General features: G+C 52.2%; 17 protein-coding genes. 13 read left to right on the top strand and 4 right to left on the bottom strand.

Going from position 1 to position 15,364, the window contains the following annotated elements; genetic code table 11:
- Positions 1-172: 172 nt before the first annotated feature.
- The 5 genes from zwf (at position 173) to B5M42_RS13825 (ending at position 6,143) form a co-directional block, all read left to right on the top strand.
- Positions 173-1,708 carry a glucose-6-phosphate dehydrogenase gene (gene zwf, locus B5M42_RS13845; protein ID WP_134754651.1) on the top strand — a complete coding sequence of 512 codons (1,536 nt, stop codon included), beginning with the start codon at positions 173-175 and terminating at the stop codon, positions 1,706-1,708.
- A gap of 12 nt (positions 1,709-1,720) precedes the next feature.
- Complete coding sequence (locus B5M42_RS13840; protein ID WP_134754649.1) at positions 1,721-2,344, top strand: cyclase family protein; 624 nt, start codon at positions 1,721-1,723, stop codon at positions 2,342-2,344.
- Positions 2,345-2,420: 76 nt separating this feature from the next.
- Entirely contained in the window at positions 2,421-3,488 is a 1,068-nt protein-coding gene (locus tag B5M42_RS13835; protein WP_134754648.1) for a metallophosphoesterase family protein, read from the top strand.
- A gap of 134 nt (positions 3,489-3,622) precedes the next feature.
- On the top strand, positions 3,623-5,206 hold the full coding sequence (locus tag B5M42_RS13830) for a peptide chain release factor 3 (protein WP_134754646.1): 1,584 nt from the start codon (positions 3,623-3,625) through the stop codon (positions 5,204-5,206).
- 187 nt (positions 5,207-5,393) lie between these two features.
- Positions 5,394-6,143: a YheC/YheD family protein gene (locus B5M42_RS13825; RefSeq protein WP_134754644.1), complete on the top strand. Its 750-nt coding sequence runs from the start codon at positions 5,394-5,396 to the stop codon at positions 6,141-6,143.
- A gap of 107 nt (positions 6,144-6,250) precedes the next feature.
- Here the strand turns inward: B5M42_RS13825 and B5M42_RS13820 are convergent, their stop codons facing one another.
- Entirely contained in the window at positions 6,251-7,666 is a 1,416-nt protein-coding gene (locus tag B5M42_RS13820; RefSeq protein ID WP_167690067.1) for a putative bifunctional diguanylate cyclase/phosphodiesterase, read from the bottom strand.
- 226 nt (positions 7,667-7,892) lie between these two features.
- On the opposite strand from B5M42_RS13820, the gene B5M42_RS13815 reads away from it, so the two are divergent.
- Complete coding sequence (locus tag B5M42_RS13815; RefSeq protein WP_230632902.1) at positions 7,893-8,615, top strand: MtnX-like HAD-IB family phosphatase; 723 nt, start codon at positions 7,893-7,895, stop codon at positions 8,613-8,615.
- A 72-nt stretch (positions 8,616-8,687) separates the two neighbouring features.
- Here B5M42_RS13815 and sspI read toward each other — a convergent pair whose 3' ends face one another.
- Positions 8,688-8,891: a small acid-soluble spore protein SspI gene (gene sspI / locus B5M42_RS13810; protein ID WP_134754640.1), complete on the bottom strand. Its 204-nt coding sequence runs from the start codon at positions 8,889-8,891 to the stop codon at positions 8,688-8,690.
- On the opposite strand from sspI, the gene B5M42_RS13805 reads away from it, so the two are divergent.
- From B5M42_RS13805 to B5M42_RS13785, 5 genes are all read left to right on the top strand, one after another.
- Entirely contained in the window at positions 8,863-9,693 is an 831-nt protein-coding gene (locus B5M42_RS13805) for a potassium channel family protein (protein ID WP_329959316.1), read from the top strand. The two genes, sspI and B5M42_RS13805, sit on opposite strands and share 29 nt — an antisense overlap.
- Before the next feature lie 15 nt (positions 9,694-9,708).
- Positions 9,709-10,527 (top strand): TrmH family RNA methyltransferase, encoded by an 819-nt coding sequence (locus B5M42_RS13800; RefSeq protein ID WP_134754636.1) that lies wholly within the window; start codon positions 9,709-9,711, stop codon positions 10,525-10,527.
- 459 nt (positions 10,528-10,986) lie between these two features.
- On the top strand, positions 10,987-11,892 hold the full coding sequence (locus B5M42_RS13795) for a helix-turn-helix domain-containing protein (RefSeq protein WP_230632901.1): 906 nt from the start codon (positions 10,987-10,989) through the stop codon (positions 11,890-11,892).
- A 69-nt stretch (positions 11,893-11,961) separates the two neighbouring features.
- Entirely contained in the window at positions 11,962-12,216 is a 255-nt protein-coding gene (locus B5M42_RS13790) for a hypothetical protein (RefSeq protein ID WP_230632900.1), read from the top strand.
- A gap of 100 nt (positions 12,217-12,316) precedes the next feature.
- On the top strand, positions 12,317-12,553 hold the full coding sequence (locus tag B5M42_RS13785; protein ID WP_134754634.1) for a hypothetical protein: 237 nt from the start codon (positions 12,317-12,319) through the stop codon (positions 12,551-12,553).
- 77 nt (positions 12,554-12,630) lie between these two features.
- On the opposite strand, the gene B5M42_RS13780 is transcribed toward B5M42_RS13785, so the two are convergent.
- A complete protein-coding gene (locus B5M42_RS13780; RefSeq protein ID WP_134754632.1) occupies positions 12,631-13,149 on the bottom strand; it encodes a nucleotidyltransferase domain-containing protein in 519 nt (172 codons plus the stop codon).
- A gap of 580 nt (positions 13,150-13,729) precedes the next feature.
- On the opposite strand from B5M42_RS13780, the gene B5M42_RS13775 reads away from it, so the two are divergent.
- Together B5M42_RS13775 and B5M42_RS13770 are read left to right on the top strand one after the other, a co-directional pair.
- A complete protein-coding gene (locus B5M42_RS13775) occupies positions 13,730-14,251 on the top strand; it encodes a hypothetical protein (protein WP_134754630.1) in 522 nt (173 codons plus the stop codon).
- Positions 14,252-14,301: 50 nt separating this feature from the next.
- Positions 14,302-14,667, top strand: a complete 366-nt coding sequence (locus B5M42_RS13770; RefSeq protein ID WP_134754628.1) for a hypothetical protein — start codon at positions 14,302-14,304, stop codon at positions 14,665-14,667.
- Between the two features lie 94 nt (positions 14,668-14,761).
- Here the strand turns inward: B5M42_RS13770 and B5M42_RS13765 are convergent, their stop codons facing one another.
- A complete protein-coding gene (locus B5M42_RS13765) occupies positions 14,762-15,295 on the bottom strand; it encodes a hypothetical protein (RefSeq protein WP_134754626.1) in 534 nt (177 codons plus the stop codon).
- Positions 15,296-15,364 lie beyond the last annotated feature (69 nt).

Raw genomic sequence — 15,364 nt, 5'->3', positions numbered from 1 at the left:
ACCTTTCCAATGCGAATTTGCTATTAGCCTATTCGCGATCTAGGCGTGCGGTATAGACATCCGTCTATTTTCTCCAGAAAATACGCGTGGAAAGTTGAATACCTGACGCATTTTAGGTATGCTAAGCATAATACCGTTTACCGAGACCAATAAGAGAGAGAATGATGCATAGATGAGTGGAGCCGTATTTTATATTTTCGGAGCGACGGGAGATCTGGCCAAAAGAAAGCTGTTCCCGGCGTTCTACAGCTTATACCGGGAGGGCAAACTTGGCGAGAACTTCGCCGTTGTCGGCCTCGCCCGCCGTCCGCGCACCAACGAACAGTTCCGTGAGGACGTTCAGCATTCGATCCGCGAGTTCGCCCGCTATCCGATTACGGACGAAGCGGAATGGACAAGCTTTACGAAGCATTTTGAATATATGTCGCTGGACATTAACAACGTGGATGGCTTTCATCAATTGAATACGCTGACGCAACGGCTGGACGAGCAGTTCCAGACCGGGGGCAACCGGCTGTTTTACCTGGCGCTGGCGCCGGAGCTGTTCGGCAGCGTCTCGGCTAACCTGCGCGAAGGCGGGCTGCTGGAGACGAAGGGCTGGCACCGCCTTGTGATCGAGAAGCCGTTCGGCTACGATCTGCCTTCAGCCGAGCGGTTGAACGCCCAGCTCCGTCAAGTGTTCGAGGAGAAGGACATTTACCGGATCGACCATTACCTGGGCAAAGAGATGGTGCAGAATATCGAATTTGTGCGTTTTGCCAACGCCTTCTTTGAACCTCTGTGGAATAACAAATATATTGCCAACATTCAGATTACGCTCAGCGAAACGGTTGGCGTCGAAGAGCGCGGCGGCTATTACGATCATTCCGGCGCGCTGCGCGACATGGGCCAAAATCATATGCTGCAAATGCTGATGATGATGGCGATGGAGCCGCCAAGCCGCTTGCATCCGGAGGATATCCGCGACGAGAAGGTGAAGGTGCTCCGTTCCCTGCGCCTGTTCGAGTCGGCCGACGAGGTGCGCAAGAACGTTGTGCGCGGCCAATACGCGGCCGGTCAAGCCAAGGGTAAGGCACAGCGTGCGTACCGCGAGGAAGATGCAGTCAATCCGTCGTCCGAGACGGAGACGTATTTTGCCGCTCGCGTCTATGTGGACAATTTCCGCTGGGCGGGCGTGCCGTTCTACATCCGGACCGGCAAGCGCTTGCCGGTGAAGACGACTGAAGTCGTCGTCGAATTCAAGAACATACCCGATAACGTATACTTAGCCAAAAAACATCAGCTTGAACCAAACCTGCTCGTGTTCCGGGTCAATCCGATGGAAGGCATTTATCTGAAAATGAACGCCAAGCAGCCGGGCTCCGAAGGCGTGATCGTGCCGATTGCGATGGACTTTTGCCAAAGCTGCCAAATCGGCATCAATACGCCGGAGGCGTACGAGCGGCTGCTGTACGACGCGGCGCGCGGCGACTCGACGTACTTCACCCGCTGGGACGAGGTGGCGCTTGCTTGGCAATACGTCGACCGGATCGCTGCAGCCTGGCGCGAAAGCGCCGCCGATTTGAACCTGTATCCGGCCGGCTCCTGGGGACCGGACAAGGCGCAGGCGCTGCTGGCGGAGGACGGCTTTAAATGGTGGCCGATCAACGGGCAAAACGAAGGCGAAGTCGATTGGGTGACGGAGCCTAAGACCAAGGTTTTGACATAGGAGGGGCTTGTCATTTTTCAAATTTACGATATTTCAATGACGATTCACGAAGGCATGCAGGTTTACAAAAATAAAGAGGAGAAAAAGCCGGTTTTCCATAACGTGCAAAATTTCTCCAACGCCAAGGCTTATGAATCCAAGGTGACGCTGGACGCGCATACGGGTACGCATGTCGACGCTCCGCTGCACATGATCGACGGTGGCGCCACGATTGAAACGCTGCCGCTGAGCGATCTGGTGGGGACGGCGCGGGTGCTTGATCTGACGCATGTGCAGGAGGGCATCGGCCGCGAGCATCTGGAGCCGTTTGCGCTGCAAAAGGGCGAGTGGATTTTGCTGAAAACGCGCAATTCGTTGTCCGAGGAGTTTGACTTCGAATTTGTGTACTTGAATGAAAGCGGAGCTGCCTATTTGCACGAGCTGGGCGTCAAGGGCGTCGGCACCGACGGTCTCGGCATCGAGCGAGCGCAGCCGAACTATGGCACGCATCGCACATTAATGGGCAACGGCATTATTATTGTCGAAGGGCTGCGGCTGAAGGACGTGCCGGGCGGCACGTATTTCATGGTCATTGCGCCGCTCAAGCTGACCGGCATCGAAGCCGCTCCGGCACGGGCGTTTCTGATCGGCAATTAGGCGCAATCGTCAAGCCAACGGGCGTTAGGCCCGTTGGCTTTTTTGCCACAAAAGTTAATAGAAATGAGGGGTGGGCATGTCCAGACGGTCCTTTGTACGCTGGCTGCTGCTGGTCGGCGCGGCCTTGATTGGCTTGAGCTTCGGCTTGACCCGCTGGCTGATCAAGCTGACCGACCGGATGACGGTATCGCAGGCCGCTCCGTCGCCGTCCGCAGGCGTTGCGCCCGAGCCGGAGGCATCGGCGCGCCCGGTGACCGGAGAGCCGCTTTTTTCGTATTTTATATTAAGCGATTTGCATGTGACGCCCGTTGACCGGCAAACGACCGACAAGCTGCGGCTGGCGCTTGACGATATTCAAGCGTTTGCCGGTCCGGTGGATGCGATTATGGCAACGGGCGATTTGACCGATACGGGGACGCAGCGCGACTACGATCAGCTGCGGGCGGTGCTGGATGAATACAAGCAGCTGCCGCCTTTTCACGCCAATATGGGCAATCACGATTACTATACGATCTGGATCAACAAAAATAACGCCTGGCAGCAAAGCGCCAAGCCGAACGGCAAGTCCGACGCGTTATCGCGCGAGCAATTCAAGAATTTCATGGGCTACGAGCGGTTGTATAACGAGTATACGGCCAATGACCATTCGATTCTGCTGCTTTCGCAGGAAGCCTATGTGCAGGAGATGCCGGAGGTGGGCGAAGGCGCATGGTATTCGGATGCGCAGATGGCTTGGCTCAAGGAACGTCTGGAGACACTCTACAAGCCGGGACGGCCGCTGTTTGTGATGATTCACCAGCCGCTGCCGCCGATGGGCAGCGACGGAGGCTCGCATCAGCTGATCCGGGCGAAGGAGTTTCGCGCGCTGCTGCGGCCTTATAGCAATATTTTCGTATTCTGCGGTCATCGTCATATGGATTTTGACAACGGGACGCCGCATTATGTGCAGGAGACGTTTCATTTTTTCCACAATTCCTCGGTCAGCCGTCCGCTGAACCGGCAGGAGCAAGCCGAAGCCAAGAAGAAGTCGCAGGGGCTTTATGTGCAGGTGTTTGAGAACCGGGTTGTGGTGAAGGGGCGCGAGTTTACGAGCCGGACGTTTCTGGACGACGCTTCGTGGACCGTGCCGCTCAAGCAGGCGTAAGGCGCGCAAGCTGCCGCTTTGCCTGCGGCCAGGGTCTAGTGGCCTTGCCGCTCGTGCAGGGCCATTTGCTGCGAGCAGGAAGCTTGGATCGATCAGCAGTTAAGGATTGAAGATAAAGGAAGGGAATTAACCAGATGACAACGCCATTAAGCAAAGTATTGGAGAGCGAAGTCGCCAAGCGCCGCACGTTTGCGATCATCTCTCACCCCGATGCGGGGAAAACGACGCTGACCGAGAAGCTGCTGCTGTTCGGCGGCGCGATCCGGCTGGCCGGTACGGTTAAAGGCCGTAAAGCGAGCAAGCATGCGACGTCCGACTGGATGGAGATCGAGAAGCAGCGCGGAATTTCCGTGACCTCCAGCGTGCTGCAATTCGATTATGACGGCCATCGCGTCAACATTCTCGATACGCCAGGTCACCAGGACTTCAGTGAAGACACGTATCGCACGCTGACGGCTGCCGATAGCGCGGTCATGCTGATCGACGTCGCCAAGGGCGTCGAGGCGCAGACGAAAAAGCTGTTTCAGGTATGCCGGATGCGCGGCATTCCGATTTTTACTTTTATCAACAAGCTCGACCGCGAGGGCCGCGATCCGTTTGAGCTCTTGGAGGAGCTGGAGGAAGTGCTCGGCATCCGCTCTTACCCGATGAACTGGCCGATCGGCATGGGCAAGCAGTTCTGCGGCGTCTATGACCGGGCCAAAACGCAGCTGGAGCTGTTCCAGGGCGACGATCACAAGCAGATCGAGGTGCGCAAGGTGAGCGGCGTTGAGGATCCGCTGGTCAAGGAAATTGCCGGCGAATTTCTGTATCAGCAGCTGACGCAGGAAATCGAATTGCTTGACGTGGCGGGCGATCCTTTTGACATGGAGAAGGTCATGAAGGGCGAGCTGACGCCGGTATTTTTCGGCAGCGCGGTGAACAACTTCGGGGTGCAGACGTTCCTCGACAACTTCCTGCAGCTGGCGCCAAAGCCGGAGCCGAGAAACAGCAGCGCCGGCGTAATCGAGCCGACCAAGGAGAAATTCTCCGGTTACGTCTTCAAAATTCAAGCGAACATGAACCCGGCGCACCGCGACCGAATTGCTTTCCTGCGCATCGTATCCGGCAAGTTCGAGCGCGGGATGTCGGTCAAGCACGTGCGTGCAGGCAAGGATATCAAGCTGGCCCAGCCGCAGCAATTTCTGGCTCAGGATCGCGATATCGTCGACGAGGCGTTTCCCGGCGACATTATCGGTTTGTTCGATCCCGGCATCTTCCGCATCGGCGATTCGCTGAGCCAAGGCGAGGAGATCGTCTTCGACGAGCTGCCGACGTTCTCGCCGGAGCTGTTCAGCAAGGTCTCGATTAAAAATGCGCTCAAGCAAAAGCAATTCCTCAAGGGCATCGATCAGTTGACGGAAGAGGGCATGATTCAGGTGTTCACGACGATCGGCTTCGAGGACATGATTCTCGGCGTCGTCGGCCAGCTGCAGTTCGAGGTGCTGGAGCACCGGATGCGCGCGGAATACGGCGTGGATATTATTCTGCAGCGCCAGAACTACCAGTTCGCCCGCTGGATTGTCGACGAGAAAATCGATCCCGGCAAATTCCGCATCAACTCGCAGCTCGTCAAGGACAAGAAGGGCAATTACGTCGGCTTGTTCGAAAGCGAATATGCGCTGCGCTCGTCGATGGAAAAAAATCCGAACGCCCAGTTCCTGACCAGCGCCCCGTAAGCGGGCGTTCTTCGGGTGGTTAAGGCTCTTGCACAGATCAGGTGCGGGAGCCTTTTTGCGTGCGTGCCAGCGACGATTCCGCGAGCCGGCGTCTCTGCTTCTGCGCGAAGGGGGCATATGCCCAATCGCCGCCTTTCTTCACGTCATACAATGAGAGGAAGCGCACAGGCAGGAAAGGCGGAGAAGGATGAAAAGATATATTCACAGCAAATGGGCGAAAACGGCGGCGATTGCGGCCAGTTCAGCGGTGAAGCCGCATCTTCCGTCAACCCGGCTGCTCAGCTCGACCACGCTCAAGGCGATGCTGGAGCAGTATCGCATGGTCTACGTGAAGCCGGATATCGGGACCTTCGGCAACGGGGTGATGCGGGTAGAGTGGCGGGAAAATGAAACGGAAAAGCCTTATGCCTACCACAAGGGGACGGTGGAATCCAGCTTTGCCAGCTTCGATGAGCTGTACGAATCGCTGGAGGCAACGACCGGCAAGCGCAAATATTTGGTGCAAAAAGGGATCGAGCTGCTGACCTATAAGGGCCGCCGCTTCGACCTGCGCGTGATGGTGCAGCAATCGCCGCAGGGTCATTGGGAGACGACCGGGATCATCGGCCGCGTCGCTGCGCCGCAGAAGGTCGTCACCAACTTTCATAGCGGCGGTATACTGAAGCCGGTCGAGGCGCTGCTGGCTCCTTATGTGAGCGGCGAACGCCGGAAGCGGTATGTCGGCCGGCTGGAGCGGCTGGGCCTTCGCGTCGCGCAGGCGATGCAGCGCAAGTACGGCGGCGTCAAGGAAATCGGCGTTGACGTCGCGCTGGATCCGGGGCTTCATCCGTGGGTGCTTGAGGTGAACACGTCGCCGGATCCGTATATTTTTCGCAAGCTCAAGAATAAAAGGGTCTATGCGAAAATCATTCGCTACGCACGCGCCCACAAACGCTAATCCGACGCATGCAAATAACCCCCTGGCGGCAAATGGGAGGCTGGTTGGCAAAGGGCTTGTCAACGGTCCCAAGAGGCTCCAGGGGGGGGGGGCGGCAGGTTCGTGGCTTAGCTGATATCGGCTTGCGCGGACGGCTCCTCGTGGAGCGTCAAGCGCATGCTGCTGACGAGCAGCTCCAGCTCGGGCGCCGATACCGGCGGGCTGAGCAGGTAGCCTTGAATCGTATGGCATTTCGTTTCCTTGAGGATTTCCAGCTGGCTTTGCATTTCGACGCCTTCAGCGACGACTTGCAGATTCAGCGAATGGCCCAGATTGATGATGGCGTGCGTAATCGCCAGGTCGCTTTGGTCGCTGTGAATGTTTTTGACGAAGGAGCGGTCGATTTTCAGACAATGGATCGGGAAATGCTTGAGATAGTTAAGCGACGAATAGCCGATGCCGAAGTCGTCGATGGAGATCGATACGCCTTTTTTGCACAGTTTGTCCAGAATGGCGATGGTGTTCTCCATGTTGTGCATGATCGAGCTTTCGGTGATTTCCAGCTCAATACAGTCCGGAGCGACGCCGGCTTCTTCAATGATGTTGATGATCTGGTCGGCGAAGTCGTGCTGCTGGAATTGGCTTGGCGAGATGTTGACGGCAATCTGATAATCGATGATGCCGGCATCGAGCCATTCTTTCTTTTGCCGGCAGGCGCGGCGCAGCACCCATTCGCCCAAGGGCAGTATCAAGCCGCTTTCCTCGGCCAGCGGAATGAAATCGTTGGGCGGGATGATGCCGTGAATCGGGTGCTTCCAGCGGACCAGCGCCTCCAGACAGATGATGTTGCCTGAAGACAGCTCCAGCCGCGGCTGGTAATACAAAATGAGCTGGTCGGAGAAAATCGCCTTGCGCAGCTCGGTTTCCATATGAATCCGGTTGAAGGACGGGCCTTCCTGGGAAGCGTCGTAGCGGATCGTTTTGTTTTTGCCCATATGCTTGGCGGACAGCAGGGCGAGATCGGCCTGACGCAGCGCTTGACCGATGTTGTCGTGCTGGAGAAAGACGTCGCAGACGCCGATGCTAGCGTTTACAAAACATTCTTGACCAGCAATGGCGAACGGTTCGGCGAAAACGTTTTTCACTTGATCGACGCGTTCGGCCAGCTCCAGCGGATTGGCGGCAAACAGCAGCATCAGGAATTCGTCGTCGCCTGTCTGCACGACCACCCGGTCGGTGAAGCCGCGCGTCAGTCTACCGGCTACAAGGCCGAGCAGCTGATCGCCGAAGGAATAACCCATAAACAGGTTGATGTTGCGGAACCGATCCAGATCGAGCAAGAGAAGAGTGGAGTGAAGGGTGGGATTCTCTTTGTGCAGCTGCAGCATGGCGGAAGTCAAGTAATCATGCAGTTCGTTGCGGCTGTAGATGCGATCTGTCCCGGGGAGCGGTTGACTGCGATGCGCGTCTGCTTTTTTCTTTCCCCGAAGGGCTTCTAAACTTTTTGCCGCTGCGGTTTTCAACAAAGCACCGACCGATTTCATCCTATCACTCATTCCCACTTGAAATAGTACTATGGAACTAATGATAAAGCGTACGGAATCCATAGACAACATTAGAGTTAGGCAAAATTGGTAAAAATTATAAAAATCACGTTCTTGTTTTAAAAAAAATTTACGAAAATTGTCGAAATGATGCGTTCTATAAATAAAGCCGTTTTTCGTGCTATAATAACAGCACTTTTGAGGTTACAAAAACGGAGGTGCGGGGTTGGCACGACTGGCGATGATTACGGATTTTGACGGGACATTGATGGAGCAGGATGTCGGGGTGGCGATTGAACGCAAGCTTGGGCTGCTGCGGCAGCCGCAGGTTCTGGAGGCAACCGACCGTTTTCGCCGCAAGGAAATCGGTTCCTACGACTGGATTCAGGTGGCGTTTCCGCTGTTGGAGGGCCGTCAGGCCGAAGTGGACGAGGTGCTGGAGCAGGTGGCGCTGCGGCAGGGCGCGCGGGCGTTTTTGCAATTTTGCGAGGCCGAGCAGCTGCCTGTGACGATTTTGAGCGACGGGATGCATTATTATATTGAGCGTATTGTCGAGCGGTTGCAGATTCGGGTTGAGGGGTTGATCAGCAATCCGATTACGTTCGGCGAGGACGGCGAGTTCCGGTTCGGTCTGCAAAACGACAATCCGGCCTGCAAATGGTGTGGCTGCTGCAAGGCCAGTGTAGTGAAAAGGCTGAAGGAGACAGGCTGGAACATTATTTACATCGGCGACGGCAGCAGCGATTACTATGGCTCGCGGTTTGCCGATTGGGTATTTGCCAGGTCCAGTCTGGCCCGGAATTTGGAGCAGGAGGGCGCGCCTTTTTATCCATATACGACGTTTGACGATGTGCTGCAGGTGGTCAAGCCGCAGTTGGAGTTGTTTCGCGCGGGGACGGCTCCGCGGCGTCTGGGCGAACGGCAGCCGACGATATGCCGGTTTATGTAAAGGGCTGAAGCGGTGGATCTGCGAACGGGCGCAGCGCTTCAGCCGGTGGAAGGTCCAAGAGGTCAAGCGATGCTAATGCAGATGTTCCTTGAGTGTGGACACCAGCTCGGTTTGCCGCTGCTCGTCGCAATGCTGCCAGATGATTTCGAACAAGACGCCCAGCCCGGGCAATACGCGTTCTTCACCGCCGATGGAATCCTCGATGATGTCGCTTAGTTCTTCGTTCGATTTGTTCTGGACGCGCTGAATGATGGCTTGTCTTAAATTAATGTTCATACGGGGACCTCGCTTTTCGTTTCGTTCTCGATTCTTAATATGTGCATTGTCCCGCAGGTTCATGCCTCCCGGGCAAGATGTGAGATGCAGCGGCCGGTATGGTATAATGGAAGCGTTAATTTGCAGCAGATCGGGGGACCCTATGAAAAAACAGTTTGCTATTATCGGGATGGGGCGGTTCGGCTCCAGCATTGCCAAAACGTTGTCGCAGCTGGGCTTTGAGGTGCTCGCCATCGATACCCGCGAGGAAACGGTTCAGGATATTTCGTCGCTGGTGACGCATGCCGTTCAAGCGGACTCGACCGATGAGGAGGCGCTGCGCGCGATCGGCATCCGCAACTTCGACGTTGTCGTCGTGGCGATCGGGGAGGATATTCAAGCGAGCATTCTGACTACGCTGATTCTCAAGGAAATGGGCGTCGGTATGGTGGTCGTTAAAGCCGTTAATGATCTACACGGTAAAGTGTTGAAAAAAATCGGCGCCGACAAAGTCGTATATCCCGAGCGGGATATGGGGCAGCGCGTTGCGCATCATTTGATCTCTTCCAATATTCTTGATTACATTGAATTGTCGGCTGACTACAGCATTGTGGAAATTCAGGTTTCCCGCCAGATGCTCGGCCGGAGCTTGAAGCAGCTCGATATTCGGGCCAAATATAACTGCAACGTCATCGCGATCAAGCAAAATGAGGAGCTGATCATCCCGCCGCGCGCTGAGGCGTCGCTGCAGGCGCAAGATGTACTGGTCATCGTGGGACGGAACGAGGATTTGCAAAATTTTGAAGTGACTTTCGCAGAGTAGGGGCTTGAAATTCAGATGCATACGGAAATTATGTCGGCCCAGAATCCGCGGGTCAAGGAATGGGCCAGCTTGCTGGAGCGGCGTGGCCGCGAGAAGCTGGGGCAATATCTGATCGAGGGCTATCACCTCGTCGAAGAGGCTTTGCGGGCCGGAGCGCCGGTCCGCACGATCGCGTATGCGGTCGAGCGCGGGCGGCCCGAGGGTCTGCTGGCTGCGGCAGCCGCTATGGACGGGCTGGCGGTGGAGTGGGTTGCGGTCAGCGCGGCGGTGCTGGCCAAATGTTCGGACACGCAGACGCCGCAGGGCGTGTTCGCGATTGTCGACAAGCGCGAGACGTCGCTGTCGGAGCTGTTGGCGCTGCCGCCGAGTCTGGCGATCGTGCTGGACGGGGTGCAGGACCCCGGCAATTTGGGCACGATCATTCGCAGCGCCGATGCGGTCGGGGCCGGAGCCGTGATTCTGGGGCGAGGCACCGTGGATGTGTTGAACCCCAAGGCGCTACGCTCGACGATGGGGTCGGTGTTTCATCTGCCGATCGTGGAGGCGGATCTGGCCGCGCTGCTGCCGCAGGCGCGGGAGCGCGGCGTGCGCGTCGTCACGACGAGTCTGGCGGCGCAGCGCTCGTGCTACGAGGCGGATTTGACCGCCGCGACGTGGCTGCTCCTTGGCAACGAAGCCAAGGGGGTATCGGACGCCGTCGCCGCGTTGGCGGACGAGCGGGTGATTATTCCGATGCAGGGCCAAGCGGAATCGCTGAACGTCGCGATGGCGGCGACGGTGCTGCTGTTTGAGGCGGCGCGGCAGCGGATGGTTTCAAACAACAATAATTCCTGACCACTTACCCAACTAACTGTCCAGGAATAATAAAACCTGTCCACCAACACACCAAAGACTGGAAACCGCACGGGCTTTTCCCCAAGCGAATTCTCCAGTCTTTTTCTCTGCCACGGCGAACGAAAGCGAAGATTTTTCGATCCAATCTCGATTTCCTACCCAAGCGAAAACTCAGGCGAAGCAAGGGTTTTGAGGATGTACAAGGGCTGTTTCGCAGGCTTTTCCCAAGCTCTATTCCAAGCATTGAAGAGCCTGCTTCAAGCTTTTACGCGATCGTTTCCCTGCCCTTCGCGGACAGCAATTATTATCCGATTTTGTTCACAATTAGCCCTGATTTTCGATTCGATTTTTGCCCGATTTTTTCACCGGAAGAGGACAGGAATTATTATCTCGCTTTTTCCTCGATCAATCCGATCAAGCCTTGTGGGACAAGGGATCTGAGGGATTTGGTGGGGAAACGTGAGGTGGACAGGAATTATTATCTTTTTACAGATGGTTGTCGTAAATACCTTTAATAAGGACAGGTTAAAATCAGCAAGAATATACTCAGGGTTTACGATATCCAAGCTGGCGGAGCAATCAGGCGTATCCAAGCAAGCGATCTCCCAATTTGAGAATGGCAAAAATAAGCCTACATTAGAAACGCTAATGAAGCTGATGTACGTCCTTAAATTTCCACGTGAGTATTTTTATGAGTCTGATGTACTCGGAGATTTACAGGTTGGAAACACATTTTTTCGATCTCTAGTATCAACTTCCAAGAAGGAACGTTTATCGCAAATCGAAAAAACACGGTATTTTTCCAAGGTTTGTGATTTTCTGGAGCACTATATCGATTTTCCTCCTATAAATTTACCGAGTATTAAGGAATTAATCGACCTTTCGGAAAAGAAAATGGATAATCCCAATTCACTGGAGCGAGAGGATATCGAAGAAATTGCTTCGGCACTAAGAAGCCACTGGGGAATTGGTGAGGAACCCATTTCCAATATCGTATTTCTGCTGGAGAAAAACGGATTCATCATGACCTCGCTTGCTACCGATACGCATAAGATCGACGCTTTTAGTCAGCGACAAATGATAAACAATCGGGAACGATATGTGATTGTTCTTGGGGATGGAAAGCAATCGGCATGCCGGAGACAATTTGATACAGCACATGAATTAGGACATATGCTTCTTCATAATTGGAACACGGACTATAATGATATCTTTCTTGAAGAGCACCGTCTAATCGAGCAACAGGCCGATTCATTCGCTGGTGCTTTTTTGTTGCCGAAGAATGCGTTTTTAAAGGATCTCCATTACCCGAACCATCTTAGCTTTTATATCGAATTGAAGAAAAAGTGGAAAGTTTCGATCTAGGCAATGATCGTCCGAGCGTTCCATTTAGGGGCGATCAACTATAATCAATACACCTATTTGATGAAGCAAATGAATCAAAAAAATATGCGAAAGAAAGAGCCGCTGGACGAGATCCTGACTGTCCCTCAGCCTATGATTATTAGAAAAGCGGTAGAGATGCTTCTGGAAGCCAAAGTGTTGAAGCCTAAGGATATCATTGAATCCGGTCGGTTAAATCTCACCCAGGATATTGTTGAGTATCTCCTCAATCTTGAAAAAGGTACATTGAGTGAAGATAAGAAGGATAAGGTGGAGGTTCTTTTGCAATTTAAGAAATCAGATTAGTTAATACCGATCATGATGAATGGCAGTTTTCAAAAGAGCATTGGTCAGAAGCTGGTTCAGTTTTGCATATTTAATTCTTTTTGGAAGGTGATGCGGCAACTTGTTAGGGTTGGGACGTATCACCTTTTTAATTCTTATAGAGTATCACGAAGATGGGGGTTACAAACTATGGAACAAGTTAAAAATTACAGTGAAATATAAAGATTTTAATGACATTAATGAGGTTCCAGTTGATTTCATTGAGGTCGTATTGAATCAAATTCAAGAGGCAGTTGGGTTTTCAATAAAAACAGTTGTAACAATCGAAGAGATAATATTAGACATACAATCAATTTAATTGTTGAATTACTTTCTTCAATATCGTCATGCTAACTTTAAAAAAGTTGTTTGATTTACTGTTATTCCAATCATTATTTACAACCATGTATGTTCTTTATATAGGATCCTCAATGATTCGCTGAACCAATTTTTCTGATCAGAACCCATATGATTAAATGTATTATAAAAATCATTAGTATCCTTTAATCTTGGATTCTTTGATTTGTACAGCAACGTAATTTCGGGACAGAGGAATGGTATACCCTGACTTGAGAACAATATTGTTTTTTTGAACTCTCTAGTAATTCGAGCATCTCTACGATACACCCAATGATCACCGTCTGATTCATTTAAGAGTATTTCTATCTTTTCGCCATCTTTTTCAGCGTAGGTTTCATGTACTGGGGGAAGCAACATCTCTCCAATGTTCCATGGGCTGACTATTCCATTTTCAACTTTTTTGAATATCCATCCAGCTAAATGCATCTGTACTGATAATTGATCTTGCCGAAATACGATTATTTCAATGTCATCGTGATGTCTTGTTACTTTCCCGATAAACATATCAATCGACCAACCACCCGCAATAGCCCAGCATTTGTTGAAATTTTTCATCAATCTATTAACTACATTACAGGGTTTTATTGAAATCCCCTCACTTTAAAGAATTGTTTCCCCTCTTTCTGGCATCATTCTCAGTGTTTCAACTTTGACGGCTTAAAAGATATTGGTGAGAATGTACTTTGAACGACGATTTCAAAGCAGGAGCATGTCCAGCAATAATAGTTAGTCAGGTCTTAGAAGAATTAAGGAAATTGGAAATGAGAGCTCGACTATTGAATTTTACAAAAAGAGTTCTTATAATCCGATTCGGAGTTATTTGCTCAACAGGATGCAATTTACCCGCAATCCCATTTATATTTGGAAGACTTTATTGTCGGACAGATTATGAAGTTTTAGAGTGGGGTTTGAAGTTTACAGGTTTCGTATCTACATAGTAACAGAAGTAAAGGTCTGTAACTAATTGTTTTTGCGGTGCCCTATTGCCGAAGAAGAGGCGACACAGTTATATACAACGGGGCAACTGGCTAAATTTTTTGGCGTAAGCACATCAACTATTAATAGTTAGGCTTTTTTTCGGACTGGTGCACTTCGGAAGTAATTAAATAGAATAGGGTATGGAGGAAAAAACAAGATGAGTGAATTTAGCGAAAGTTATCATTATCGGACAAGCGACCCGCTCATTGTGAAAGAGATATTAAAAAATGCGCAGCAAGAAGGCTACGTGTTGCCGCCAGAGAATGGCTGGGTGACGTTTGTCGTCAAGGATAGTCAATTTGAACCGCTGCCAGCCATTGTCAATCATAATCCGGGCATGTTACTGCATTATGTATACGCAGAGGATCATGGATATAGTGTACGATTGTTTGATAAATCCGAGGAAATCAGCCAATATTTCTGCGATTGGGATGATGAAATTCGAATTCGAGATGACCGATTTGATTTACAACCCTTCTTCAAGAACGGATTACTGGTCGAAGACTCTGAATTAGAAGGCTTATTTTCCCCCGCATCAATGGATGAATTGTTCCATCATGAGCCCTATTATCGAATTGCTCAGTTGTTGGGATTGCCTTATTACGAATGGTTTTCGTATCATTCCGTTGCGTATAACGAAGACGGGTATACAGGGCTTTTGCGCGTTGTCAGGGAGTAAGGCGAGGGTACTCTGTAGAAGTGTATTGCAGGAAATGGGAGGTGATGTGAATGCTGCAAGAAAGAGAAGCACGCCGCTTTTTCTACCGAATGATCCGCGGTGAAGTTCCGTTGTCTGAGTTTGAACGTTGGTTATACGATCATGTGGAAGTGGAAGAATGGATCGGAAAATCGGCTTATTATGATTTAATTTGCATTCGTTATGCGGATTATGAAGATTTTGAATTTTATGGAGATCGGGACAAGCTGTTGGAGTATCAGCAAGTATTCCGTCTGGAGGCCGGTCGATTGCTCGGGTTCCTGACTCGTGGAGATATCGTTATTACGAATGAGTATCAGTTTATCGATAATAGGCGCGAAGCGGGTCGGTTGGAGCAGCACAGCTATGAGCAGATATACAAAGACGAGCAGCCGTGACACGTGCAGGAAGTTGGTATGTTACGGTTTCGAAAATAAACGCAGCGGCGGCTCTCCAAAGCTGTGATTCAGCGCTTTTTGCGGCCTGCCAAGCTTAAAACGCCCAACGCAGAGGCCCGTCGGCGATCCGGTCTTCCCGGCCCTTCTCGACGATATGAACGACTTCTACGGGGCAGTCGAACAGCAGGCGCAGCAGGGCGAGCCCGCGCACCTGGCTGTCGTTGAGCTTATCGCCGGTGTCGTCGCGCTTGCATTCGGCAAAGCGGAGGTCGGAGCCGTCCGGCTTGTAGAGGAGCAGGTCGGGCTCCTGCATGTCCACGAAGGGGGAAAACGAAGCATAAAGCTGCCGTCCACGCTCGAAGCGTTCGTCGCCGAAATAGCTGCGCAGGATGGCTTCCGCCCGCGGATATTTGCCCAGCTTGTTGCCGCCCAGGAGGTTGAAGTCGTGATGAATCCACGCGTAGCCCAGTGATTCGTAAAATTGTCCGGCAATGTATTCGCCGAAGCCTGACGTTCCGGGGAGCTTGCGGCAGTACGGGTCGGCGCAGTCGTCCCGTTGCCCATCTTTCCAGCGGGCTTTTTGTTCATTGGTGAAAATCAGCTTGCGGGTCGGGATCAGGATGTCCATGCGGTTCACGCCCTTTCACCCACCATTATAATTCATATACGTTCAAGCGCAAATCAAAAGCCGTGCGGC

This window comes from Paenibacillus athensensis (assembly GCF_004514475.2).
In the GTDB taxonomy this organism is placed as follows: Bacteria; Bacillota; Bacilli; order Paenibacillales; family NBRC-103111; genus Paenibacillus_AL; species Paenibacillus_AL athensensis.
This window is presented reverse-complemented; position numbering and strand designations above follow the sequence as displayed.

Excerpts from the sequence above, each read along its gene's own strand:
- B5M42_RS13780 (WP_134754632.1), bottom strand. The coding sequence starts at position 13,149 with ATGAAAAATTTCAACAAATGCTGGGCTATTGCGGGTGGTTGGTCGATT.
- B5M42_RS13790 (WP_230632900.1), top strand. The coding sequence starts at position 11,962 with ATGAATCAAAAAAATATGCGAAAGAAAGAGCCGCTGGACGAGATCCTG.
- B5M42_RS13825 (WP_134754644.1), top strand. The coding sequence starts at position 5,394 with ATGAAAAGATATATTCACAGCAAATGGGCGAAAACGGCGGCGATTGCG.
- zwf (WP_134754651.1), top strand. The coding sequence starts at position 173 with ATGAGTGGAGCCGTATTTTATATTTTCGGAGCGACGGGAGATCTGGCC.
- B5M42_RS13835 (WP_134754648.1), top strand. The coding sequence starts at position 2,421 with ATGTCCAGACGGTCCTTTGTACGCTGGCTGCTGCTGGTCGGCGCGGCC.
- B5M42_RS13765 (WP_134754626.1), bottom strand. The coding sequence starts at position 15,295 with ATGGACATCCTGATCCCGACCCGCAAGCTGATTTTCACCAATGAACAA.
- B5M42_RS13805 (WP_329959316.1), top strand. The coding sequence starts at position 8,863 with ATGATGGCTTGTCTTAAATTAATGTTCATACGGGGACCTCGCTTTTCG.
- B5M42_RS13820 (WP_167690067.1), bottom strand. The coding sequence starts at position 7,666 with ATGAAATCGGTCGGTGCTTTGTTGAAAACCGCAGCGGCAAAAAGTTTA.
- B5M42_RS13830 (WP_134754646.1), top strand. The coding sequence starts at position 3,623 with ATGACAACGCCATTAAGCAAAGTATTGGAGAGCGAAGTCGCCAAGCGC.
- sspI (WP_134754640.1), bottom strand. The coding sequence starts at position 8,891 with ATGAACATTAATTTAAGACAAGCCATCATTCAGCGCGTCCAGAACAAA.
- B5M42_RS13800 (WP_134754636.1), top strand. The coding sequence starts at position 9,709 with ATGCATACGGAAATTATGTCGGCCCAGAATCCGCGGGTCAAGGAATGG.
- B5M42_RS13775 (WP_134754630.1), top strand. The coding sequence starts at position 13,730 with ATGAGTGAATTTAGCGAAAGTTATCATTATCGGACAAGCGACCCGCTC.
- B5M42_RS13770 (WP_134754628.1), top strand. The coding sequence starts at position 14,302 with ATGCTGCAAGAAAGAGAAGCACGCCGCTTTTTCTACCGAATGATCCGC.